Source organism: Bacillus sp. FSL R5-0447, from assembly GCF_038606125.1.
Lineage (GTDB): Bacteria > Bacillota > Bacilli > Bacillales > Bacillaceae > Bacillus > Bacillus velezensis.
In genome coordinates this window covers 3,967,235-3,991,217 of the sequence record NZ_CP152012.1, presented here as the reverse complement: position 1 = coordinate 3,991,217, position 23,983 = coordinate 3,967,235, and the positions used below count along the sequence as shown (strand labels likewise).

General features: G+C 46.8%; 26 protein-coding genes. 17 read left to right on the top strand and 9 right to left on the bottom strand.

Features of this window, described 5'->3' with window-relative positions:
* The first annotated feature begins 83 nt into the window (after positions 1–83).
* The 7 genes from NYE68_RS20095 to NYE68_RS20065 all read left to right on the top strand — a co-directional run bounded on the left by NYE68_RS20095 (position 84) and on the right by NYE68_RS20065 (position 7,381).
* Complete coding sequence (locus tag NYE68_RS20095; protein WP_324636311.1) at positions 84–1,322, top strand: MFS transporter; 1,239 nt, start codon at positions 84–86, stop codon at positions 1,320–1,322.
* Positions 1,323–1,482: 160 nt separating this feature from the next.
* Positions 1,483–2,097, top strand: a complete 615-nt coding sequence (locus NYE68_RS20090) for a bacilysin biosynthesis protein BacA (protein ID WP_032875842.1) — start codon at positions 1,483–1,485, stop codon at positions 2,095–2,097.
* The gene (locus NYE68_RS20085) at positions 2,087–2,797 is read left to right on the top strand and encodes a cupin domain-containing protein (RefSeq protein ID WP_060673865.1); all 711 of its coding nucleotides are present in this window, start codon (positions 2,087–2,089) and stop codon (positions 2,795–2,797) included. Before NYE68_RS20090 ends, NYE68_RS20085 begins: the two co-directional genes overlap by 11 nt.
* Positions 2,794–3,555 (top strand): dihydroanticapsin 7-dehydrogenase, encoded by a 762-nt coding sequence (gene bacC / locus NYE68_RS20080; protein WP_060673867.1) that lies wholly within the window; start codon positions 2,794–2,796, stop codon positions 3,553–3,555. Before NYE68_RS20085 ends, bacC begins: the two co-directional genes overlap by 4 nt.
* Positions 3,556–3,572: 17 nt before the next feature.
* Positions 3,573–4,991: an ATP-grasp domain-containing protein gene (locus NYE68_RS20075; RefSeq protein ID WP_324636316.1), complete on the top strand. Its 1,419-nt coding sequence runs from the start codon at positions 3,573–3,575 to the stop codon at positions 4,989–4,991.
* A complete protein-coding gene (locus NYE68_RS20070; protein WP_007407671.1) occupies positions 4,988–6,169 on the top strand; it encodes an MFS transporter in 1,182 nt (393 codons plus the stop codon). The genes NYE68_RS20075 and NYE68_RS20070 overlap by 4 nt, the downstream gene beginning before the upstream one ends.
* Positions 6,170–6,181: 12 nt before the next feature.
* On the top strand, positions 6,182–7,381 hold the full coding sequence (locus NYE68_RS20065) for a pyridoxal phosphate-dependent aminotransferase (RefSeq protein ID WP_021494772.1): 1,200 nt from the start codon (positions 6,182–6,184) through the stop codon (positions 7,379–7,381).
* A gap of 16 nt (positions 7,382–7,397) precedes the next feature.
* On the opposite strand, the gene NYE68_RS20060 is transcribed toward NYE68_RS20065, so the two are convergent.
* Positions 7,398–8,177: an SDR family oxidoreductase gene (locus NYE68_RS20060; RefSeq protein ID WP_007407669.1), complete on the bottom strand. Its 780-nt coding sequence runs from the start codon at positions 8,175–8,177 to the stop codon at positions 7,398–7,400.
* A 119-nt stretch (positions 8,178–8,296) separates the two neighbouring features.
* On the bottom strand, positions 8,297–9,061 hold the full coding sequence (gene hemQ, locus NYE68_RS20055; RefSeq protein ID WP_003151011.1) for a hydrogen peroxide-dependent heme synthase: 765 nt from the start codon (positions 9,059–9,061) through the stop codon (positions 8,297–8,299).
* 262 nt (positions 9,062–9,323) lie between these two features.
* On the opposite strand from hemQ, the gene pta reads away from it, so the two are divergent.
* On the top strand, positions 9,324–10,295 hold the full coding sequence (pta, locus tag NYE68_RS20050) for a phosphate acetyltransferase (protein ID WP_007407668.1): 972 nt from the start codon (positions 9,324–9,326) through the stop codon (positions 10,293–10,295).
* A gap of 36 nt (positions 10,296–10,331) precedes the next feature.
* Here pta and NYE68_RS20045 read toward each other — a convergent pair whose 3' ends face one another.
* A complete protein-coding gene (locus NYE68_RS20045; protein ID WP_007407667.1) occupies positions 10,332–11,309 on the bottom strand; it encodes a putative sulfate exporter family transporter in 978 nt (325 codons plus the stop codon).
* A 115-nt stretch (positions 11,310–11,424) separates the two neighbouring features.
* On the opposite strand from NYE68_RS20045, the gene NYE68_RS20040 reads away from it, so the two are divergent.
* The 6 genes from NYE68_RS20040 to NYE68_RS20015 all read left to right on the top strand — a co-directional run bounded on the left by NYE68_RS20040 (position 11,425) and on the right by NYE68_RS20015 (position 16,131).
* Positions 11,425–12,324 (top strand): LysR family transcriptional regulator, encoded by a 900-nt coding sequence (locus tag NYE68_RS20040; protein WP_003151014.1) that lies wholly within the window; start codon positions 11,425–11,427, stop codon positions 12,322–12,324.
* Between the two features lie 46 nt (positions 12,325–12,370).
* Positions 12,371–13,234, top strand: coding sequence for a biotin/lipoate A/B protein ligase family protein (locus NYE68_RS20035; protein WP_007407665.1), 864 nt, complete (start codon positions 12,371–12,373; stop codon positions 13,232–13,234).
* Positions 13,235–13,386: 152 nt separating this feature from the next.
* Positions 13,387–13,566, top strand: coding sequence for a hypothetical protein (locus NYE68_RS20030; protein WP_003151018.1), 180 nt, complete (start codon positions 13,387–13,389; stop codon positions 13,564–13,566).
* A gap of 48 nt (positions 13,567–13,614) precedes the next feature.
* Positions 13,615–14,538, top strand: a complete 924-nt coding sequence (locus tag NYE68_RS20025; protein WP_031378572.1) for a hypothetical protein — start codon at positions 13,615–13,617, stop codon at positions 14,536–14,538.
* A complete protein-coding gene (locus NYE68_RS20020) occupies positions 14,507–15,304 on the top strand; it encodes a hypothetical protein (protein WP_342493990.1) in 798 nt (265 codons plus the stop codon). Before NYE68_RS20025 ends, NYE68_RS20020 begins: the two co-directional genes overlap by 32 nt.
* Positions 15,295–16,131 carry a hypothetical protein gene (locus NYE68_RS20015; RefSeq protein WP_053573953.1) on the top strand — a complete coding sequence of 279 codons (837 nt, stop codon included), beginning with the start codon at positions 15,295–15,297 and terminating at the stop codon, positions 16,129–16,131. Before NYE68_RS20020 ends, NYE68_RS20015 begins: the two co-directional genes overlap by 10 nt.
* Here NYE68_RS20015 and NYE68_RS20010 read toward each other — a convergent pair.
* From NYE68_RS20010 to NYE68_RS19990, 5 genes are all read right to left on the bottom strand, one after another.
* Positions 16,121–17,074: an ABC transporter permease gene (locus NYE68_RS20010; protein WP_015418450.1), complete on the bottom strand. Its 954-nt coding sequence runs from the start codon at positions 17,072–17,074 to the stop codon at positions 16,121–16,123. The genes NYE68_RS20015 and NYE68_RS20010 overlap by 11 nt on opposite strands.
* Positions 17,071–17,991, bottom strand: a complete 921-nt coding sequence (locus NYE68_RS20005) for an ATP-binding cassette domain-containing protein (RefSeq protein ID WP_020957981.1) — start codon at positions 17,989–17,991, stop codon at positions 17,071–17,073. Before NYE68_RS20005 ends, NYE68_RS20010 begins: the two co-directional genes overlap by 4 nt.
* A 97-nt stretch (positions 17,992–18,088) precedes the next feature.
* A complete protein-coding gene (locus NYE68_RS20000) occupies positions 18,089–18,643 on the bottom strand; it encodes a DUF1700 domain-containing protein (RefSeq protein ID WP_324636319.1) in 555 nt (184 codons plus the stop codon).
* Entirely contained in the window at positions 18,644–18,958 is a 315-nt protein-coding gene (locus NYE68_RS19995; RefSeq protein WP_015418447.1) for a PadR family transcriptional regulator, read from the bottom strand.
* A 260-nt stretch (positions 18,959–19,218) separates the two neighbouring features.
* Positions 19,219–19,992, bottom strand: coding sequence for an RsfA family transcriptional regulator (locus NYE68_RS19990; RefSeq protein WP_012118695.1), 774 nt, complete (start codon positions 19,990–19,992; stop codon positions 19,219–19,221).
* A gap of 202 nt (positions 19,993–20,194) precedes the next feature.
* Between NYE68_RS19990 and NYE68_RS19985 the strand changes: the two genes are divergently transcribed.
* The 3 genes from NYE68_RS19985 to NYE68_RS19975 all read left to right on the top strand — a co-directional run bounded on the left by NYE68_RS19985 (position 20,195) and on the right by NYE68_RS19975 (position 22,420).
* Positions 20,195–20,419, top strand: a complete 225-nt coding sequence (locus NYE68_RS19985) for a DUF1450 domain-containing protein (protein ID WP_003151034.1) — start codon at positions 20,195–20,197, stop codon at positions 20,417–20,419.
* A gap of 159 nt (positions 20,420–20,578) precedes the next feature.
* Positions 20,579–21,880 carry an HD domain-containing protein gene (locus NYE68_RS19980; protein ID WP_342493989.1) on the top strand — a complete coding sequence of 434 codons (1,302 nt, stop codon included), beginning with the start codon at positions 20,579–20,581 and terminating at the stop codon, positions 21,878–21,880.
* Positions 21,881–21,919: 39 nt separating this feature from the next.
* Complete coding sequence (locus NYE68_RS19975; protein ID WP_007407653.1) at positions 21,920–22,420, top strand: YwgA family protein; 501 nt, start codon at positions 21,920–21,922, stop codon at positions 22,418–22,420.
* Between the two features lie 64 nt (positions 22,421–22,484).
* Here the strand turns inward: NYE68_RS19975 and NYE68_RS19970 are convergent, their stop codons facing one another.
* On the bottom strand, positions 22,485–23,864 hold the full coding sequence (locus tag NYE68_RS19970; protein ID WP_041482224.1) for an amino acid permease: 1,380 nt from the start codon (positions 23,862–23,864) through the stop codon (positions 22,485–22,487).
* Positions 23,865–23,983 lie beyond the last annotated feature (119 nt).

Sequence of the window (23,983 nt, the reverse complement as noted above, 5' to 3'; positions counted from 1 at the left end):
GAAATGTAAAATGAAACATAAGGATGCTAAACTATAAAAAAACAAAAGGTAGAAAAGTTTTACGGAAGAGGTGTTCAAAGAGCATGAACAGCAAACAAACCGATCACATCGAAACGAAACGCCGATTTCCGATCTGTCTCGCGCTTGCTTTGACATTAGGCGTATTTGCCGCCGGTTCTGAAGAGCTGGTGATTTCTCCGCTGCTTCCGGATTTAGCGCGGGCTTTCAGCTCGGATTTCAGTGTGCTGGCGCTTTCCATCAGTCTTTACGGAGTGATGATTTTTATCGGCGCGCCGCTTCTCGTTCCGCTGGGAGATAAATATTCCCGGGAACTCAGCCTGATGACGGGGCTGCTTATATTTACGGCCGGCACGGTGATCTGCGCGCTGGCGCACAATCTCTTTTTCTTCTTTCTGGGCAGGGCGCTTTCCGGGCTTGCGGCGGGTGCGTTTGTGCCGACAGCTTATGCGGTGGTCGGCGACCGTGTGCCTTATGCGTACCGCGGCAAGGTGATGGGTCTGATCGTGTCAAGCTGGTCGCTCGCTTTGATTTTCGGCGTTCCGATCGGCTCTTTTATCGGCGGCGTTTTAAATTGGCGGTGGACGTTTTGGATTTTCGCCCTCATGTCTGTCCTCGTTGCTTCGCTCATTTTCATTGAGGCGCGCCGCAGCACGGCGGATGGGGATAAAACAGAAGAGGAAAACGGACGGCAGGCAGGCACTTTCCGGGATGCGCTGAAGGTGCCCCGTGTCCCTGTATACCTCACGATCACATTTTGCAACATGATCGGTTTTTACGGCATGTATTCCTTTCTCGGCACATATCTTCACCGCGTGCTGCCGGGGGGGAATACAGCTTCAGGGCTGCTGATCATGGTGTACGGAGTCGGTTTTTCCATGAGCGTGTTCACCGGAAAAATCGCAGATAAGGCGGGGAAAATGCGCTCTTTGATCGCGGCATTGGCCGTGATCAGCATATGGCTTTCCTGTCTCGCCTATGCGCCGTCATCAATGCCGTTTTTGGTCATCGGGTTATTCGTCTGGGGATTGATGCAAAGCCTGACGGTGACCTTGCTCAGCACCATTTTAAGTGATTGCTCACAGAGCCGCCGGGGCAAAATCATGGCATTTTACAGTCTGGCGTCCAATTTGGCCGTCACCTTGGGTTCTGCTGTCATGGGTCCGGTCTATGTCGGATACGGATATGCAGCTGTCGGATTTATCTGTGCGGCCGTCACCCTCATCGGCTTTGTCTTCAGCGTTTTCGCATACAGAAGGTATGGGAAATATGAGCATCAGGCCGACCAATCATTGTATCGGTAAAATAAAGTTTCTATAATTTTGTAAATGTTAATTTTAACACCTTATATTTTAAGGTGTTTTCTAATATATAGGAATAATTATCAATATTTTCAAATAATATTGACAGCTTGAACGTCTATGGATAATATTTACTTAAAATTTAACAGATTGGTTGGTGCTCATGATTATATTGGATAATAGCATTCAAACGAAAAGCAAGGCTTATTCAATATCTAAACTGATTACGATCAACACGCTCGGTCCTGAAGGGACAAGCAGTGAGTACGCAGCAAAAAACTTCATCACCAATTTTACCCTTCTCCAAGGGGTGAACAGCAAATTATCACTGCATGATACATTTGAATCGTGCATTGAAAAAACGCTTCAAAGTCCGCTGGAATACACAATTGTGCCTCACGCGTATGACGGCATTAAGCACTTCTACATGAGACCGGATCTGCAGCTTCTGCAAATTTTCAGGTGCGACACCCCGATGTACGGCCTGGCTGTCCGGCCCGGTTTTGAATATACGGATGACATGCTTGAACAGGCTGTCATCGTATCCCACCCGTCTCCTATCAATTTGATTAAGTATTTTACCCGTAAAGATGTCACGTTTGATCTGGTGAACTCAACGAGCGCAGCCGCGAAAAGAGTGAAGGACGGTTTGTCCGACATCGCGCTGACAAATGAGCTGGCCAGACAAAAGTACGGCCTTCACTTTGTCAAAACATTTAAAAGCATTCCCATGAGCTGGTCATTATTCGGAAAAGGAGAGATTCATGATGAAAACTGAACAAGATTTGCAGGAACTTTATTTCCCGACGCCTAAATTAATAGAATGGGATAACGGAGTAAGACAATATTCGTCCGTCAGAGGAGATACGGAAGTTCTGCTTTCTTACGTTCCGCCGCATACAAACGTGGAACCGCATCAGCATAAGGAAGTCCAAATCGGCCTTGTCGTTTCCGGCGAGCTGTCCATGACTGTCGGAGATGTCACAAGAAAGATGACAGCGCTGGAATCAGCCTATATCGCGCCTCCTAATGTGCCTCACGGAGCAAGAAATGAGACGGATCAAGAAGTGATCGCCATTGATATTAAACGCCTGAAAGCCGGTGAAACCTACACAAGCCCTGAAGATTATTTTTTGAATATTTTTAAAACGAGAGACTTAATGCCCGGTATGGAAGTCACGTTCTTCGTGGAAGACTGGGTGGAAATCATGCTTGCCAACATTCCGGGCAACGGGGGAGAAATGCCGTTCCATAAACACCGCAATGAACAGATCGGCATCTGCATCGGCGGCGGCTATGATATGACCATTGAAGGCTGCAAAGTGGATATGACATTCGGCACAGCTTATTTCTGCGATCCGAGAGAAGATCACGGCGCCATCAACAGATTTGAAAAAGATTCAAAATCAGTCAATATCTTTTTCCCTCCGCGCTATAACAGAGCAAAAGCGAAAAAATTAGAGGCGAAAGAGTCATGAACCTGACGGATAAAACCGTCCTCATCACAGGGGGCGCATCAGGCATCGGTTATGCCGCGGTTCAGGCGTTTCTGAATCAGCAGGCGAATGTGGTCGTCGCGGATATTGATGAGGCGCAGGGAGAAACGATGATCAGGAAAGAAAACAATGACAGGCTGCATTTTGTGCAGACGGATATTACAGATGAGCCGGCATGTCAAAACGCCATCCGGTCAGCGGCGGACAAGTTCGGCGGATTGGACGTGTTAATCAATAACGCCGGCATCGAAATTGTCGCCCCGATTCATGAGATGGAGCTGAGCGATTGGAACAAGGTGCTCAACGTCAATCTGACGGGCATGTTTCTTATGAGCAAGCACGCGCTCAAGTTTATGCTCAAAAGCGGCAAGGGCAACATCATTAATACGTGCTCCGTCGGAGGAGTCGTTGCATGGCCCGACATTCCCGCATATAACGCCTCTAAAGGCGGCGTATTGCAGCTGACGCGTTCGATGGCCGTCGATTACGCCAAACACAACATCCGCGTCAATTGCGTGTGCCCGGGAATCATTGACACACCTTTGAATGAAAAGTCGTTCCTTGAAAACAACGAAGGCACGCTTGAAGAAATCAAAAAAGAAAAAGCGAAAGTCAATCCGCTGCTGAGACTCGGCAAGCCTGAAGAAATAGCGAACGTCATGCTGTTTCTCGCGTCGGATTTATCAAGCTATATGACCGGAAGCGCGATCACCGCAGACGGTGGATACACCGCACAATAGAGAAGGAGTGTTTACATATGGAGAGAAAAACAGTATTGGTTATCGCTGACCTTGGGGGATGCCCGCCGCATATGTTTTACAAAAGCGCAGCCGAAAAATACAACCTCGTCAGCTTTATTCCGAGACCTTTTGCAATTACAGCCTCTCATGCGGCATTAATTGAAAAATACTCGGTCGCGGTCATAAAAGATAAAGACTATTTTAAGAGTCTGGCTGATTTTGAGCATCCCGATTCGATTTACTGGGCTCATGAAGATCATGACAAACCTGAGGAAGAAGTCGTCGAAGAAATCGTCAAGGTGGCCGGCATGTTCGCGGTTGACGCCATTACGACCAACAATGAACTGTTTATCGCTCCGATGGCAAAAGCGTGTGAACGTCTCGGCCTGCGGGGAGCGGGCGTACAGGCCGCTGAAAATGCCAGAGATAAAAACAAAATGAGAGCCGCCTTCAACCGGGCCGGCGTCAAGTCTATCAAAAACAAACGGGTGACGACGCTGGAAGATTTCCGCGCCGCGCTTCAGGAAATCGGAACGCCGCTCATTCTGAAGCCTACATATCTGGCGAGCTCCATCGGCGTGACGCTCATCAAAGAGATGGAAACGGCAGAAGCCGAATTTAACAGAGTCAATGAATACCTGAAGTCGATTAACGTACCGAAAGCGGTCACGTTTGAAGCGCCGTTTATCGCGGAAGAATTTTTGCAGGGCGAGTATGACGACTGGTACGAAACAAGCGGTTATTCCGACTATATCAGCATAGAAGGCATCATGGCCGACGGAGAATACTTCCCTGTCGCGATTCATGATAAAACACCGCAAATCGGATTCACGGAGACATCGCATATTACGCCGTCCATCCTGGATGATGACGCGAAGCGGAAAATCGTCGAAGCAGCCAAAAAGGCGAATGAAGGACTCGGCCTCGAAAACTGCGCAACCCATACAGAGATTAAATTAATGAAAAACCGGGAAGCCGGACTGATTGAATCAGCGGCACGATTTGCGGGCTGGAACATGATTCCGAATATTAAAAAGGTCTTCGGCGTCGATATGGCGCAGCTGTTATTGGATGTTCTCTGTTTCGGAAAAGAAGCCGATCTGCCGAAAGGATTATTGGAGCAGGAGCCATGCTATGTTGCCGACTGCCACTTGTATCCTCAGCATTTCAAAGAAAACGGCCAGCTGCCTGAGACGGCTGTCGATTTCGTCATTGAAAGCATTGACATTCCCGACGGCGTCTTAAAGGGAGACACCGAAATCGTTTCTTTCTCGGCGGCCGAGACGGGTACATCCGTGGATCTGCGGCTGTTCGAAGCGTTCAACAGCATTGCGGCGTTCGAGCTGAAAGGAAGCAATTCGGGTGACGTGGCCGAATCAATCAAACAAATTCAGCAGCAGGCGAAGCTGACTGCAAAGTATGCGTTACCGGTATGAAACAGCTGAAACCGAACTCTAAGTATTTGCTTTTCGGGCAGGCGCTTTCGTTTATGGGAGACTATTGCGTTCTCCCGGCTCTGCTCATTTTGTCTACATACTATCACGACTACTGGGTGACGTCCGGCGTCATCGCGGTCCGCAGTATTCCGATGGTGTTTCAGCCGTTTTTAGGCGTGCTCGTGGACCGGCTCGACAGGGTGAAAATCATGCTGTGGACGGATGTGATCAGAGGTGTCATCTTTTTGGGGCTGACATTTCTCCCGAAAGGCGAATATCCGCTGCTTTTTCTGGCGCTGCTGTTTGTTTCTTACGGAAGCGGCGTGTTTTTTAACCCGGCACGTCTCGCGGTCATGTCGTCTTTAGAAGCGGATATTAAAAATATCAACACTTTGTTTGCAAAAGCCACGACGATTTCGATTATTGTCGGCGCTGCAGCCGGCGGACTTTTTCTGTTAGGCGGTTCTGTGGAGCTTGCCGTCGCGTTTAACGGGGTGACCTATCTTGTCTCCGCGTTTTTCATCAGCCGCATTAAGCTTCAATACGTGCCGATTCAGTCAGAAAACGTGAGAGAAGCTTTTCAGTCGTTTAAAGAAGGCCTGAAGGAAATCAAAACAAATGCTTTTGTGTTAAACGCCATGTTCACGATGATTACGATGGCGCTTTTGTGGGGTGTCGTCTACAGCTATTTCCCGATTGTCAGCCGCTTTTTAGGGGACGGTGAAATCGGCAATTTCATCCTGACGTTCTGTATCGGCTTCGGCGGCTTTATCGGCGCCGCTCTTGTCAGCAAATGGGGCTTTAACAACAATAAAGGGCTGATGTATTTTACAGTGTTATCGATCGTCTCGCTTGCGCTGTTTTTGTTTACCCCGATTTTCGCCGTGTCAGTCATTGCCGCCATTCTTTTCTTTATCGCAATGGAATACGGTGAAGTGCTGGCGAAGGTCAAAGTTCAGGAGAACGCGGCGAACCAGATTCAGGGCCGGATTTTTTCGGTGGCGGAGGCCTCCATCGGATTGTGCATCGCCGTCGGTTCCATGCTGATCAACATTGTAGACGCGGCAGTCATCATGGCGTTTATCGTCCTTTTGGTCAGCGGGCTGTTTCTGCATACAAAACTGGTCAATAAATCCTTTTCAGAACGGAATAACGAATCAGAGCAAATTCATTTATAAGGAGCCTTTCAGATGGAAATCATACCGTCCGACGTCATCAAGACACTTCCGAAACAGGAATTTTCGCTCGTTTTTCAAAAGGTAAAAGAGATGGAGAAAACGGGAGCCCAGATCATTAACCTCGGGCAGGGGAATCCCGATCTCCCCACACCGCCGCATATCGTTGAAACATTGCGGGAGGCTGCGCTGAATCCTTCGTATCACGGATACGGCCCGTTCAGAGGCTATCCGTTTCTGAAAGAAGCCATCGCGGAATTTTATGAGAGAGAGTACGGGGTATCGGTCAATCCGGAGACAGAAGTCGCGCTGTTCGGCGGAGGGAAAGCTGGTTTGTACGTTTTGACGCAATGCCTGCTGAATCCCGGCGATATCGCCTTAGTCCCGAATCCCGGCTACCCTGAGTATTTATCGGGAATTACAATGGCCAGAGCGGAGCTGCATGAGATGCCGCTTCATCCGGAAAACGGCTATCTGCCGGATTTTGAGCGGATTGATCCCGCCGTCCTGAAAAAAGCCAAGCTGATGTTTTTGAATTACCCGAATAACCCGACGGGCGCGACTGCGGATCAGGCGTTTTATGAAAAAGCGGCAGCGTTTGCAAAAAAACATGACATCCACCTTATTCACGATTTTGCATACGGCGCGTTCGAATTTGATCAGAACCCGGCCAGCTTTCTTCAGGCGAAAGAAGCGAAAACGGTCGGCGCGGAGCTTTATTCATTTTCGAAAACCTTCAATATGGCAGGCTGGAGAATGGCATTTGCCGTGGGGAATGAGAAAATCATTCAGGCGGTCAATGAGTTTCAGGATCACGTCTTCGTCGGCATGTTCGGCGGTCTTCAGCAGGCGGCAGCGGCGGCGCTGTCAGGAAATCCTGAGCATACGGAGCGTCTGAAGCGCACATATAAAGAACGGATTGACTTTTTCACGGCGTTATGTGAAAAGGAATTAGGCTGGAGCATTGAAAAACCGAAAGGGACTTTTTATGTATGGGCTGAAATTCCGAATGAATTCGAGTCTTCACACCAGTTTTCGGACTATCTGCTGGAGCATGCCCATGTTGTCGTGACGCCCGGCGAGATTTTCGGCAGCGGCGGAAAGCGTTATGTCAGAATATCAATGGTGGCCAAGCAGGGCGATTTAAGGGAATTCGTGCTGCGGATTCAAAAGCTCGGTTTGTCCTTTCCTTCATTACAAGAAACATCCCGCTGAGAGCGGGATGTTTTTATTAGATGCTTTTCATGCTGCCGCCGTCGGCTGATACTTGCTGTCCGGTAATATAGGAGGCTTCTTCAGAGGCAAGAAAGGCAGCCAGCGCCGCGGTTTCTTCCGCAGTTCCGACACGCTTCATCGGGACGCCTGAGGCAATCCGTTCTTCCGCTTCCGCTTTAGAAATGCCGTTTTGCTTCATGACATTCTTCACGAATTGGTGATAACGGTCTGTGGCGATAAACCCGGGATTCAGACAGTTGACAGTAATGTGAAAAGGCGCAAGCTGAATGGCGATGTTTTTGCTGGCATTAATTAAAGCGGCGTTCATCATGCTGTTGGTAAACATATTGGCGCCGGGTTCTTTCCATAGGTTTCCGACGATATTAATGATTCTGCCGAATTCGTGCTGTTTCATGATTGCTGCGGCCGTTTTCATAGAGTCGATATAGGCGATCGTTTTATTCGTAAAGGTATTTGTCATATCCTCTATATCGCAGTTTTCAAAGGTATCCGGCGAGCCGCCCGGAATGTTGTTGATCAATACATCAAGCCGTCCGCATTGTGATCTGATCTCTTCAAAAATGCCGGCTCTTGTTTTCTGGTCCGACATATCCCCGGCCAGAACGGTGACGCCCGCATCCGGATGTTTGGCGAGGATCTCTTCTTTTACCGATTCGATATTTTCGGGAACTCGTGAATTAATGACGGTATGAAAGCCATTGTCCGCCAGTTTCAGAGCGATCGCTTTGCCGATCCCCTGACTGGCTCCCATAATAAATGCGGTCCGTTTTGACAACTGTCTGCACCCCTTTACCAAAATGGAATCTCCTTTACATCGTAAAAAAAAATGATAAAAATAGCAAATTTTAATTAAATTCTGACAAAGAAAAAACCCGCCGGACAGGCGGGTGGTTATTACACGTGCAAAAACTTCGGAAGCGTGTCGAGAGACAAGCGGTTTCCGACAAAAAATGAACCGAATTCGCCGTAGCGCGCGCTGACTTCATCAAAGCGCATTTCGTAAACAAGTTTTTTGAACTGAAGCACATCATCGCTGAAGAGCGTGACGCCCCATTCGTAATCGTCAAAACCGACAGATCCCGTGATAATCTGTTTGACTTTGCCGGCATAGCTCCGTCCGATCAAGCCGTGGCTTCTCATCAGGTTTCTGCGTTCATCCATAGAAAGCATGTACCAGTTGTCATTGCCGCTTCTTCTTTTATCCATCGGATAGAAGCAGACGTATTTCGCTTCCGGCAGCTCAGGATACAGGCGGGCGCGGACATGCGGATTTTCATACGGATCGCCTTCTCCGCTTGCGAGGTAGTTGCTCAGCTCAACCACGGACACGTAAGAATAAGCCGGGATTGTAAATTCAGCAAGCTTTGATTTGTTAAATTCAAGCTCGATTTCGTTCAGCTCTTCCATTGTCGGGCGAAGAATCATCAGCATAAAATCAGCTTTCTGTCCGACGATGCTGTAGATCGTTTGCGAGCCTTTGCCTTCTTTTTGGGCGACGCCCCATTTTTCAAGCAGTCCCGTAAATTCGTGAATAATCGACAGGCGCTCATCGCTGGATAACATCTTCCATGACGTCCAGTCCATTGTGCGGAAATCGTGAAGCGCGTACCAGCCGTCAAGCGTTTGGGCGGCTTCGTTCGTTTTTTGCTGCTCACTCATGTATCTTCACTCCTATATCTTTTCATTACATTGATGCCTTCACTATATCACAGTTTAACCGTTTCGGCTGTGGAGAAACCTTGAATAATCCGAAGCCTTGTGTCAGAAACTAAGCCGTGAAACAAACCGTCAATTAAATTAGTTAGAAAAATAAGATTTCTTTTTGAAAGCGCTATAATAGAAGTTGGTTATTTGAATTTAGCTGGAAGAAGAGTATGCTGTAAAAGTAAGCGTTTTTTGTCAACATAGAGGAGGGTATATCGTGGCAGATTTATTTACAAAAGTACAAGAAAAAGTCGCAGGAAAAGATGTGAAAATCGTATTTCCTGAAGGGTTGGACGAACGTATCCTGGTTGCGGTCAACAACTTGGCGGGCAACAAGGTATTAAAGCCGATCGTAGTCGGCAATAAAGAAGACATTCAAGCAAAAGCGAAAGAATTAAATCTTACGCTTGACGGCGTGGACATTTTTGACCCGCATACATATGAAGGCATGGAAGAACTCGTTCAGGCTTTCGTAGAACGCCGCAAAGGCAAAGCGACGGAAGAACAGGCCCGCAAAGCTTTGCTGGACGAAAACTATTTCGGCACGATGCTTGTCTACAAAGGTCTCGCAGACGGACTTGTCAGCGGAGCTGCACATTCTACTGCTGATACGGTGCGCCCTGCACTGCAAATCATCAAAACAAAAGAAGGCGTGAAAAAAACATCAGGCGTCTTCATCATGGCCCGCGGTGACGAGCAGTATGTGTTCGCTGATTGCGCGATCAACATTTCTCCTGACAGCCAGGACCTTGCCGAAATCGCCATTGAAAGCGCCAATACGGCTCAAATGTTTGACATTGACCCGCGCGTTGCCATGCTCAGCTTCTCTACAAAAGGATCGGCGAAATCAGACGAGACGGACAAAGTGGCTGAAGCCGTGAAAATTGCGAAGGAAAAAGCGCCTGAGCTTACGCTTGACGGAGAATTCCAATTCGACGCTGCATTTGTGCCGTCTGTCGCGGAGAAAAAAGCGCCGGACTCCGACATTAAAGGAGACGCGAATGTATTTGTATTCCCAAGCCTTGAAGCAGGAAACATCGGCTACAAAATCGCTCAGCGCTTAGGCGGCTTTGAAGCGGTCGGACCGATTCTGCAAGGATTGAATATGCCTGTAAACGATCTTTCCAGAGGATGTAATGCGGAAGACGTCTACAATCTTGCGTTAATTACGGCTGCTCAAGCGCTGTAATCCGCAAAAGCCGGCCTTTACGAGGGCCGGCTTTTTTTATAGAAAAAACGTCACTGCGGCCCAGCCGAACAGGGACAAACAGAGAGAACCGATCAAGCCTGCTGCGAGCGCCCGCCAGCCGTTATGACGAAACGCCGATATATGGACTTTCAAACCGAGACCCGCCATCGCCATGCCGATGAAAACATAAGACACTTGAACAAGAAACGCGGAAAACGAGGCTGAAATAACGCCTGATGTATGGATGGCGCTCATTCCGAGAAATCCGAAGATAAACCAAGGGATGGGGAGCGAAGCGGCAGAAGCCGTCTTTGACTTTCCGCTGCGGCGCGCCCGCATTCCGAGCATGAATGCGGCCGGGACGAGCAGCGCGACCCGGGTCAGTTTGACGATCACCGCCATCTCGACGGCTGCTTTTCCTCCGGCGCTGCCGGCCGCCGCCGCATGCGCCACCTCGTGAAGCGTTGCCCCGCAAAAGGCTCCGTAAGCCGCAGGAGAAAAGCCCAATCCATGATAAGCAAGAGAATATACAACAGTAAAAACGGTTCCTAATAACGAAACGGCGGCCGCGCTGATGGCGGCTGCATTTTCATTTGATCTGATCTGCGGCGCGATCGCGGCAATGGCAGCCGCCCCGCAGATCGCTGTGCCGCAGGCTGTCAGCGTGCTGAGTGTCTGATCTATACGGAACAGCCGGGACAGTCCGTATACAACGGCACCCGCAAACATCATACAGCAGACGGCAATTGCAAATACGTGCCAGCCCGCATGATAGATATCCGCCAGATTCAGTCTCATGCCAAGCAGGATGATGCCTGCTTTCAGCAAGTATTTGCTTGAGAACGCGATCCCCGGCTCTAATGCCGCCCGCTGTCCGAATACGGCGCGCCAGAGCATGCCGATCAGCATGGCAAGGACAAGCATTCCGAGCATTTGCAAAAACGGCAGGCGGCTGACATAGAAAGCCGCAAACGCAATTCCTGCGGTAACTGAAACACCTTTTACCATCTTCATCTCAGTCACTTCCCATTATCTTGATAACTCCACTTTACTGCGGTCTTAATCATTAGTAAAATATATTTATATGATCTAAACGATTAGGAAAAATAATGATTAGAGGCGATGCTTTTTGTATTATGGGGAACTGAAAACATTCATTGCCGTCGTGGAAGAAAAAAACTTTACAAAGGCGGCGCAGAAGCTGATGATTTCTCAGCCGAGCGTCAGCCTTCACATTAAAAACCTGGAGAAAGAATTTCAAACCGCCTTGCTGAACCGCTCTCCGAAGCACTTTACGACTACGCCGACGGGGGACATTCTCTATCAGCGCGCCAAGCAGATGGTCTTTTTGTACGAACAGGCGAAATCCGAAATTTACGCCCATCATCATTATGTCAAAGGGAAGCTCAAAATCGCCGCGAGCTTTACCATCGGCGAATATATTCTGCCGCCGCTTCTCGCAAAGCTTCATGACGAGTATCCCGAGCTGAACCTGGACGTCATGATCGGAAACACGGAGGAGGTCAGCGAAGCGGTTCGGATGCTTCAAGCCGATATCGGATTAATTGAAGGGCATACGGGGAAAAACGAGCTGGACATTCAGCCGTTTATGGAGGATGAATTGTGCATTGCCGCACCGAACGGACACCCGCTCGCCGGCAGAAAAAACATCCCGGCTGCCGAATTGCAAAATCAAGCGTGGGTGACGAGGGAGAAGGGTTCGGGAACGAGGGAATATTTAGACCACGTGCTTCAATCAAACGGACTGCGGCCGAAATCCATGATGACGATCAGCAGCAACCAGGGCGTCAAAGAAGCCGTGATCAGCGGAATGGGTCTTTCCGTTCTGTCAAAAAGCGTGCTGCAAAAGGATCTGCTTCACGGCAGCATTTCCGTGCTTGAGATAAAAGGATTCTCCTTAAAACGGAAACTGTCTATCATCCAATCTTCCATTATGGAGAACACAAAAAACAAAGAAATCTTCATCGCTCTTTTGAAAAGCCAATTTCAATCATCACAAGCGGAGTGATATAATAAATGCATGGAAAGCCTATGACGAAAGGGATTTAATATAGATGGGAAAGCAACCGATTGATTTACTGATGCAGCCGAGCTGGAGAATCATTGACCAATCCAGCCTCGGCCCTTATTTTGATGCGAAGCAGTCATTCGCAATGGATGATACGCTGTGCGCCTCCGTAGGCAAAGGGGAATCGCCTGCGACGGCACGCTCTTGGGTGCACCACCGGACGATCGTGCTCGGCATTCAGGACACGCGCCTGCCGTTTTTAGAGGACGGCGTGAAATTGCTGGAGGACGAAGGCTACCGTGTCATTGTCCGCAATTCCGGAGGCCTCGCCGTCGTACTGGACGAAGGCGTATTGAATATCTCGCTTATTTTTGAAGACGAGAAAAAAGGCATCGACATCGACAGAGGCTACGAGGCGATGACAGAGCTGGTGCGGCGGATGCTGCGTCCGCACCATGCCGAAATTGAAGCATATGAAATTAAAGGATCGTACTGTCCGGGCAGCTATGATCTCAGCATCGGCGGCCGAAAATTCGCGGGAATCTCACAAAGACGCCTGCGGGGCGGAACCGCGGTTCAGATTTACCTCTGCGCCGATAAAAGCGGAAGCGAACGCGCCGATCTGATCAGACGTTTCTATCAAGCCGCTTTAAAAGACAAAAGCAACGATACAAAAGGCGTATATCCCGATATCCGGCCCGAAACGATGGCTTCATTAAGCGAATTGCTGCAAACGGACATTACCGTGCAAGACTTAATGCTGGCGCTTTTGACTGAACTGAAGGAACTCAGCGGACGCCTGTATGCAGCCGGATTATCGCCGGAAGAGGAAATGGTATTTGAAAAAAATCTGACCCGAATGCTGGAACGGAATGAGAAGGTGTTCGGCACGCAGGAAAGCTTGGACTAAGTCCGGGCTTTTTTTGTTTTTGGTAATTATATACTATTTAGTTATAGTGAAAAAGAATCGTTATATCAAAACTAGTTTACATTATATACCTTATTTGATTAATATATTTATGTAGGTTCCAAATAATTCTATAAACTGAAGGAGATGGAGATATGAACTTTAAAAAAATAAAAGAAGAAAAAAGAATCACGATCCCCACACATTTGTTAGCCGGAGATGCGGAACAATCAGGCAATTCTTTCGCTTGGAGCGGCTGGGTGCTTGTAGTGCCGAGCCAAGAAGACAATCAAAACCCGAATTTGAATTTCTCTGATTTAGCCGCTCAAAAGTAGGATAATCACTGTTTGGAGCCTACACATCTGAGACGAGGCGGTGAGAGTGTGACACAAGAGTATATAAGAGAAATTAAGCGGGGAGCACTGTCATGGATTGTTAAAAATATCCATTATTTTGATATGAATCATAAAGTAGCGAATGATTTCAGGTGGCGCCTTAAAACATTTATAGAACTCATTTTTCTTACCAATTACCTGATCAGAAATCAGGCAGATGATAAGGAAGTTGCTGTTTTAACGGAGTTTATTACAGAAAGGCTCCGTAATGATCAGCTTGAAGAATTTATTCATTTTGATCCGGACGGTCTCGCCGGATTGGCTATTGCGGGTGAATTTCTTACCTTGACTGATCACCCGTCACGGGCTTCGGTGATATGGGAGCTGGAAAAATTCACGGCAGCGCGTTTTGATTGCAGCCTTGCTAAAGTTCCCTTTCGGAAAATGGATCTGAAGTACAGTCTGCAAAGAGCAGGCGTAACCTCGGAAATAACGGATTTTTCTGACTTATATCACTGCACAGCAGCTGGTCAGGATATCCCAAATACATATATGACGGATCATGATGCGTACAGCATCACTCATACGATTTTTTATATAACAGACATGGGATGTTCTTCGCTTACAGATAAAGAGTATCATCTGCCGTCGTTAAAAGAAAAGGTCCTGAAATTTCTCGGGATCTATATCTGTCTTGAGAATTTAGATATTACCAGTGAATTATTGATGTGCAGCTCTTTTTTACATATCAACATGGATAAGGACAACCATAAACCGCTCTATGAAGCAGCCTGGAATAAAATCTATCAGGGCCGAATGAAAGAGGGGAATGTCCCGAGCATCACCTATCAACATAAACCCGGTTTGACAGGTGAACAGCGAAGAGAAGATGTGTTCAAACATTGCTATCATACAACACTTGTCGCCGCTGGTGCCGCGCATGCCTGTCTTAGAGCAGAAAGGAACGATTAACTTGAATAGATTAGCTGAAGAGACAGACAAATTTTTATTATCTTTTGCTGAACAATCGCTTCCGGATCAAAAGAGCATTCAGCTGTTTGCCGGCTTCTGCAAGTACTACAGGAAGACGAGCCATTCTTCCGCTGTAAAAGAACATACTGAAAGGATTGCCTCCGCTTTCGTTGATAAGTCATGCTGGGAAGATCTGTTTCACTGTAACACGGCCATTGTCAATGAGTTGATTCATATCTATTTAACGGCAAAAGCTTATAAAAAGAAGCAGGGAATAGATTCGGATGATCAGGTCATACGTCACGGATTGCAAAACGGCTATCTTATAAAAAAAGAATGGCCTTATTTTAAATACGCCGAATTCGTCGGTTTGCTGAGCGAGCTGGGAATGTCAACTGACCATGAAAAAGTGCGCTTTTACAAGAATTCGATGTTTCAGCCTTTGCTCCATGACGCATGGAAAAGAACAGCTGAAAACGAGCTGGAGTTTGTCGAGTACTGTCTTCTTCATTTGAATGAGGGAGAGCATCTGCTTCATCCCGGCTTGAAGGTGTCCATTCAAAAATGGCTTGTGTTTTGTCTCGGCAGCCGAAAAATGAAACAGCTGTGCAATATGTTATTTATCCAATCGTGTATCGATCCATTTTTTTATGGCTGTCAAGCGGCTCTTCATCATATAAATAACGAGAATCCATCCATTCATTGTGCGCCGGCTCTTCTGCCGGCGATTGAGATTCTGAATCTGGAGTGTGGAACATGCAGATAGTCAAGGAACATTTTAATATAAAAAAAACAGAAGAATGGCTGCTGGGTTTTTGGAAGAACATTCAGCTGCAGCCGGAAGAAATGGAAGCAGATGATCTCATGCACCTGTTTTGCGGTTTAGCGGCATGTCATCATTTTGAAAGCAGAAAGGATACAGAAGAAGTTATTCTATTCCTAGACCGTTATTTCGGAGAAAAAACACACGAATGCCATCCGGTCCTGTTCGCGTATGCGTATCATGTGTACCGCAGGATGGATGCCGCAAAAAGCATCTTTTTTCATAACGGACTTGAACAAATGGCCCGCGGTTTACAAGAGGAACTGAAATCAGAGCCCTCCTCTATGATCCTCATGGTGTTAGGGGCTTATTTTGGGGCGGTGACTCCGGAAGAACTGATCGTGTTCTTAGAAACCGGGATGAAACGTGAGGCCGATTTGCTCATGGCACCGGGCGGCATGCAGGAAGAACAGGCGGATGCCCTTTATGCCGTCACATATTTGCAAATGAATGAATTGCAGCCTTTTCTCACGGAATGGTACAAAACATCAGACTTTGCTTTTTCAGGTTTAATGTTAGCCGAGTGCAGAAAGTATCACATTGACGCCGTTGCAAAATACACAGCCATTATGAAATTTCTCCGATTCGATGAGGCGCTTTTTATACGGGAAGGGGGGGAATTTCTACGCTTTCAGCAGCGAAGCAGCGGGAGCTTCGGTTATTTGAATCCATTAGCGATGGATCGAGGGGCGGTCAGCGGCAAATTGCTGGACCGTCAATATTTCCTGCCGTCCGCTCATTATGCCGCCGCCTCTCTGTCTATGCTGTAATGTCTCTCTTTTGAAAGACGGAAAAAGAAATCAATAAACAAATAAGAAAGTAGATCGCTATAACCGTCACGGAATAGGGGATGTTTAACGTTGAAATCGCATCACCCGCGCTTTTATTTACATAAGCAACGAGATTTAAATGCGGAAAGAGCGTAAATTTATACCATGTAAATTGGGCAAGCAAATCAGTTCCGCCCAATATACTGCCGGCAAACAGCAGTAAAATCGATAAGCAAAGGGAGAGCGCCTGGCTTTTGCACAATACTGACAAAGTGAACGCAATGGTGACAATGCTTATAATTGATATGAAACGCAAAAGCAGAATGATTCCGGATGCTTTGATTGAACTGATGGTATACAGACTGTCATTTAAATGAGTATAGACGAGCGGATATGAAGCATTGGAAAAACCGAATAACACGCCGCCGATCAGCAAACAGCTCACACAGTAAAATAAGTAAATCATACCGGTAAACAGAAGGGAGGCCAGAAATTTCGATGTTAAAATCCGCCATCTTCGGTTCGGGCTTGTAGCGATAAACTTAATCGTTCCAAGGGCAAACTCTTTAGAAACAATCCCGCTGACGGTTAAAATCGCGGTTAAGCTTACGAAAATCTCAAGCCCGTTTGAAGTAACCGTGCCGAAAAACCTCCAGCCGTTCCATTCATAGGGGTTGATGTTATGCTCCAAATAATAGTCTTTATTCTTAACATCAGCAGAATAATAAACGCCTGTCGTTTCAGCCGGTTTATCAATTTCTTCCTGTTTTTTTTCGGCGAGAAGCCGTTCTTTCCAATTGTTATCCGAGGAAGCATCTAACTCATGATTCATAATAAGGCCGGCCAGCAAAACGATGAGAAACAGGAAAAAAAGAGATAAAAGTGTGCCTTTTTTCCGGGTTATTTTTATGAATTCGTTCTGCGCCAGATGAAATATGCTCATACCGCGTCCTCCTGATCTGTAATCATCATGTATTTCTCTTCCAATGACAAAGTTCTTGCAGAAACGCGGGAAATCAGAATCTCTTTCTCTGCCAAAGATTTAATGACATACGGGATGGTATCTTCTTCCGCTTCCAATTCAATGATGCGGCTGTCTTTTTGCTGTACTTGAAGAATACCGTCCTGCTCTAATATTTCTTTCGCCCTTGCCGGATGATCGACCGTGACGGTAAACAGTTTTTTCTGACCAAGGTCATGTCTGTTCTTCATGTCTTCAATTCCTAAAATCCGTCCCTTTTTAATATAGGCAACCCTATCGCAAATCTCCTCCATTTCCGACAATAAATGGCTTGATAATAAAATGGAAACCCCTTGCTTCGCTAAATCGGAAAGAATGGTGCGCAATTCTTTCATTCCTTTAGGATCGAGGCCGTTCATCGGTTCATCCAGAATTAATAATCCGGGATTGTGAAGAAGAGAATAAGCGAGCCCCAAGCGCTGTTTCATACCTAATGAGAAATGTTTCACTTTTTTGCGGGCAGCCTGCTCTAGCCCGACTTTTGCAAGGGTATTCATAAGGTCATCCGTTCGCAGCGAGGTGCTGCGCAGTTTAGTAAAATATTTTAGGTTTTGCAAAGCGGTCATATTCGGATACATATCCGGGCCTTCAATGATAACCCCGATATGTCTCATAAAATATTCAAAGTCGCTGTCCGGTCTGCCTCTGAATGAAATGGCTCCTTCTGTTTTTTTAATAAGCTGTACGATCATTCTGAAAATAGTGGTTTTTCCTGAGCCGTTCGGCCCTAAAAGGCCGAATATCTCGCCTTTTCTCACATCGAAAGAAATTGACTGTACAATAGGGGTATGATTGATTGTTTTAGAGACATCTTTTAATATCAGGGCTGGTTCAGTCATGATATTTGCACACCTTCCTTATGATTTAGGGTAAAAGCCGTCAAAACCGAAGAACATGCTTCCGATCAGGCCGGCAGCGATTAAAATGAGAGCAATGCTATACCACATTTTTCGATTCAATGGTTTCCCTCCTTACAACGCTGACATTCCATTTGAAATAGCGCAAAAAGATGCGGAATATCAGTTTCGAAAGATCAAATCCGGCCATAAACACCGCCATACCCGCTCCAAGAACCATACATCCGTTAAAAATGGCTGTTACAAGCGGCGCTTTTACAAGGAGAAAGAATGATCCGGTCATCAGCATCAGGCCGATTGCCATCAAACTTAACACCGCAACAGAGGCAAAAAGAAACGGTGTCAGCATAAACATGAAGTTGAACATGCCCATACCCAGCATCAGGCCGAATGCTTTGAAAAAGGAGCGCCATGTTTTCTGCTCCTCGGCATCACTGATGAAAATATCCGCTTTTAAGGCGCGCGCAAGTGTTTTGGGGTTTCCTAAATTGCCGGCGATTTGTTCATCGCTTTTTCCTTCAGCGCCGCCCATTTGGAATATTTCGCCGATATCGGCGAGTATCTCTTTTTGCTCAAGTTCCGGCAGATCTTTTATTTCCCGCCGGAGATATTTTAAATATTGGTCTTTACACATTCATTTTCCCTCCTTAATGATGCTGTTCACTTTTTCGGACAGGTCAAGCCATTCCGATTTTAATGTGTGATGATATAAGGCGCCTTCTTCTGTTACTTTGTAATATTTGCGTGACGGGCCTTGATCGGAAGCTGCTGTATACGTTTTTAGGTAGTTATTTTTTGTGAGTCTTCGTAATATGGGGTAGATGGTGCCCTCCGATACAGGGAACGTTTCACTTATGATCTTGATTAATTCATAACCATATAAATCTTCATAAAGAAGCAGGGACAACACACAAAGTTCCAACGCTCCTTTTCGTAATTGGCTACTCATTTACTATCATTCCCATCATATCTGATAATTGTATTCTCTATACAGTGTATTGCACAGTAGCTAATCGATCAATAATTCCCAAGAACCATTTGGGGTGAGGAATTGAATCTTTATGCTTATGTGCGGGCGGGGACCGAGATGCGCAGCCCTTGCGGGAAGAAGGCCTCCTGAACAATGTTTACATTAATATAGATCAGGATGCGCGTCATTGACAAATGGTAAAAACCCCTTTTTCCATGACAAGGAAAGGGGTTTTTTCGTTATTCGGCCATTTTTTCTAAATTGCCGTTCCGGTCCATTTTAAAGGACGGAGAGGCATGTTCGTCGTCTTCAAATAAAACTAGTTTTCTGGCTCTGTTCATAATTTTCACCAAGGTTTCGTAGTCTTCCTGAATGGTTTTTTGATCTTTTTCAAGCTTTTCGACGGCCGCTTCCAGCTGCTCGGTTTTAGACTGAAGTTCTTGGTTTTCCCGTTTTAAACGGTCATTTTCCATTTGCAGGGCGGAAGTTTGCTTTCCGCTTCCTTCATAGCTCTGCAGAAATTGAATGACGTCTGCCATTGTAAGCTCCGCCTTTTGGCTCGGCTGCTGAGGCGCCAGCAAATGTGATAAACTAGCTAACTCTTCCTTGAAGCTTTCATCGACATAAGGCATATGTTCGCCGGACATGACGGCTTGCCGATCCTCTTTTGGCGCTTCCGTTTGAACCGTCTCTTCGGCTGCGGTTTCCTGCATGATGTCCGCATCCGGCGCAGGCGGCTGATATAATAGTTTCTTCTTTGCCGGCTGGCCGTTTCCGAGCGCGCGCATCCGCTGTTTGCGCTGTTTTTTGGCGAGCTGAAGCGCTTTTTCGTATTGATGGCGGACGACGGCATTCCATCTGAAACCGCACGCTGCCGACGTTCTGTTTAATTTATCGCCTACCTCTTCAAAGGCGTTCAGCTGCGTGCTTCCTTCCCGAACGTGCCGAAGCACGGTTTCCGCAAGCAGCAGGTCATTTTCCTCCGACCAGGCGTCCTGTCTTTGTTTTGTCAATGTTCTCAACCCCCAATATCTTTGATGGTATTAGAATGTCCAGATTGGAAAATATTTATACAAATTGGCTGAAAGAATGAGAGATACGCAGAGCCTTGCAGGATAAGATGAATCCTTGTACAATGAGATGTGATGTGATTTTTTTCGTTTTTAAAATTAAGATTTAACATAGAGGAACATTGAATGAAGGGAAGCGTACATCATGGCTAATGAATTCCGAGTGTGTGATGATTGCCAGGCCACCAATATTAAGACTTTGCTGCCGCGTTTGAAAGAAGCTGACCCGGATGCAAAAGTGGAGGTCGGATGTCAGTCATATTGCGGGCCCGGACGCAAAAAATCGTTTGCTTTCGTAAACAACCGCCCGCTGTCGGCGCCGACTGAGGATGAGCTGATTGAGAAAGTGAAAAAGAAGATCAAAAAGTAAATGTGTATTTTACGACAGCCTCGCCCGATGGGTCAGGCTTTTTTGCTTCAAAAAATCAATGACGGAAAACTGGAACAAAACGCCGGACAAATTCAAGGATGTTTTCAAATTACAGAGCCGATATAATAGAATCACGGCTAAAAAAAAGAGGGAATGACGATGGCGTATCCAAACGGAAAATTATCAGAAGAAAAAGTGTTTAAAGATCCCGTTCACCGCTATGTTCATGTGCGGGACAAGCTGATCTGGGATTTGATCGGCACCCGTGAATTTCAGCGGCTGCGCCGGATCAAACAGCTCGGTACGACGTATTTGACGTTTCACGGCGCGGAACACAGCCGTTTTAACCATTCTCTCGGCGTCTATGAGATTGTCAGACGAATGGTTGATGATGTTTTTAAAGGGCGTCCTGAATGGGATGACAATGAACGCGAACTCTGTCTCAGCGCCGCGCTTTTGCACGATTTGGGACATGGGCCGTTTTCGCATTCCTTTGAAAAGGTTTTTCATCTGGATCATGAAGACTATACGAGGGAAATCATTCTCGGCGACACCGAGGTGAATCAGGTTCTCAGAAAGGCGGGACCGGGATTTCCGCAGGATGTTGCCGAAGTCATTGCCAAAACATACAAAAACAAACAGGTGGTCAGCCTGATTTCGAGCCAGATTGACGCCGACAGGATGGATTACCTTCAGCGGGACGCATACTATACGGGCGTCAGCTACGGACATTTTGATATGGAACGGATTTTAAGGGTGATGCGTCCGCGAGAGGACCAAATCGTCATTAAGCAAAGCGGCATGCACGCCGTCGAAGACTATATTATGAGCCGCTATCAAATGTACTGGCAGGTGTATTTTCATCCCGTGACGAGAAGCGCTGAAGTCATATTGACGAAAATTCTCCACCGTGCGAAGCAGCTCCATGAAGAAGGGTATATATTCACTCATGCTCCCGTTCATTTTTATTCCATTTTTGAAGGGAAGCTGACGCTTGCGGATTATCTGAAGCTTGATGAAGCCATCATTTTATATTATTTCCAGGCTTGGGAAGAAGAAGAGGACCCGATTCTGTCCGACTTGTGCCGCCGCTTCATTAACCGCCAGCTGTTTCAATATGCCGAATTTAACCCCAATGAGGAAATGTCGGCTTATTTTGAACTGACCGCTCTGTTTAAAGAGGCGGGAATTGATCCCAATTACTATTTAGTGGTCGATTCTTCATCGGATCTGCCGTATGATTTTTACCGGCCGGGTGAAGAGGAGGAGCGTCTGCCGATTCACCTGTTAACGCAGAACGCCCAGATCAAAGAGCTGTCCAGGCAGTCCGCCATTGTCGAATCCATTTCGGGCAAACGCCGGACGGACCATAAGCTCTACTATCCGATGGACCTCATTTGCGACGATTCAGAAAACCCTGAAGCAAAATTAAAAATCCGGCAGCTGCTGGGACTGACATAGAAGGATTTTGGTAAAGAAGGAAAAGGAGATGTCGGGAATTTGTTGAAAGAACATGCAAAACTGATGAAGGTGTTCTCGGATTCTGGAGAAATCATCGGGCGGAAAAAGCTGCAGAAAATCATTTATATCGCGAAGAAAATGCAGTATCCTTTCTACGAAAAATATGATTTTCATTTTTACGGCCCGTATTCCGAAGAACTGACGCTTCGAATTGAAGAGCTGTGCAATCTTGGGTTTCTGGATGAGGTGAAGGAAAAAAAGGGCGGCTACTTTCAATACCGGTACTCGCTGACGGAGACGGGAGCCGAGTTTTTACATCATGCGGAGCTTACGATGCCGGATATGAAGAAGTACATCGACAGCGTCAACAGTCGCTCATCCCGGTTTTTGGAGCTGGTGTCTACGATTTTGTATTTTGACGGCCTTGAAGCTGAGGAAAAGAAAGAGAAAGTGTTTACGATAAAAAGCAAACAGAAATATACGGATGAAGAATATGATGAGGCGCTTCACTACATAGAAGAGCTGAAACACATTTGTTAAAGGCGATGGCTTTCGTCTTTTTTGATGAAAAAACCAGGCCGCGATAAAGCGGGCCTGGTTTTGTTTATTGTCTCAATTTGCTGTGCTTGTACGAATATAAAAAGTAAACGATGACGCCGATGATCAGCCAGACGGCAAAATAAAGCCACGTTTTCAGCGGCAGATTGACCATTAAAAACAAACAGCAGATAATGGCCAAAATCGGCAGAACGGGTACAAAAGGCACTTTAAATCCCCGCGGCAGATCCTTATGGGTGCGGCGCAGAATCAGCACGGACAGACTGACCATGGCAAATGTCAATAGCGCGCCGATGTTTGAGAGATCTGACAGCTCTTTCAGATCAACAAAACCCGCGATGCATGCGCTGATCAGTCCGATCAGCCACGTATTAAAGATCGGCGCTCCCGATTTCTTTCCGACAATGGTAAAGACTTTCGGCAGCATTCCGTCTCTTGCCATCGCAAAAGATATACGGGTCGCCGCATAGGTATGGGCGAGAACGACGGCCATCAGTCCGATCACCGCACCGGCAGCGATAACGCCCGCCACCGCGTTTTGTCCGACAGACTGCAGCACATAAGACATGGCTTCCGGCACATTAAGCTGTGAATACGGAACCATACCCGTCATGACGAGACAGACGATGACGTATACAAATGTACAGATCACCAGTGAACCGATAATACCGATCGGCAGGTTGCGCTGCGGTTTTTTGACTTCTTCAGCCGAAGCGGAAATCGCGTCAAATCCGAGAAACGCAAAAAAGACGGCAGAAGCCCCCGTAATGACGCCTTTGATTCCAAAAGGCATAAAAGGATGCCAATTGCCCGGCTTTACAAAAAAGCTTCCTGTGATGATAAACAGCAAAACAATTCCGATTTTTACGAGAACCATTATATTATTAAAGGTTTTGCTCTCTTTAGAGCCGCGTGACAGAACGACGGCAATTAATAGAGTAATGATGATGGCAGGAAGGTTGACGATGCCCCCCTGGCTCGGCACGTGCAGCAGACTGTCCGGCAAAGGCATGCCGATTTCGGCTAACAGATTATTAAAATAACTTGACCAGCCGCTTGCCACCGCCGACGCCGTCACCATATAAACGGATAAGAGCGTCCAGCCCATTAAATGGCCGACAATTTCTCCCATGGTAGTGTAAGAGTAAATATAGGCACTTCCGTAAACCGGGAGAACAGAAGCGATTTCGGCGTAACATAATGCTGCAAGGCTGCAGACAACGGCTGCAATGATAAAAGAAAAGATTACGGAAGGCCCGGCGTTTTTCGCGGCCGTAATGCCTGTAAGAACCATGACGCCCGTCCCGATGACGGCGCCGATGCCCAGTAATGTTAAATCAAATCCACCCATCGTTTTGGCAGTCTGCCTGTTTCTGCTTTGTTCAAGCAGCTGGGTGATGTCTTTTTTTTGTAGGATATTCCGCAACACGCATCCCTCCATCCAAAAGCAAAAGCCAAGAGGGCCTCTTTGGCTTTTACCCGTGTCACATCTTCTGTGTAATCGACAATCCTGTGTTCTGTTTCCCCGTCTGTTCCGTTTCTTTT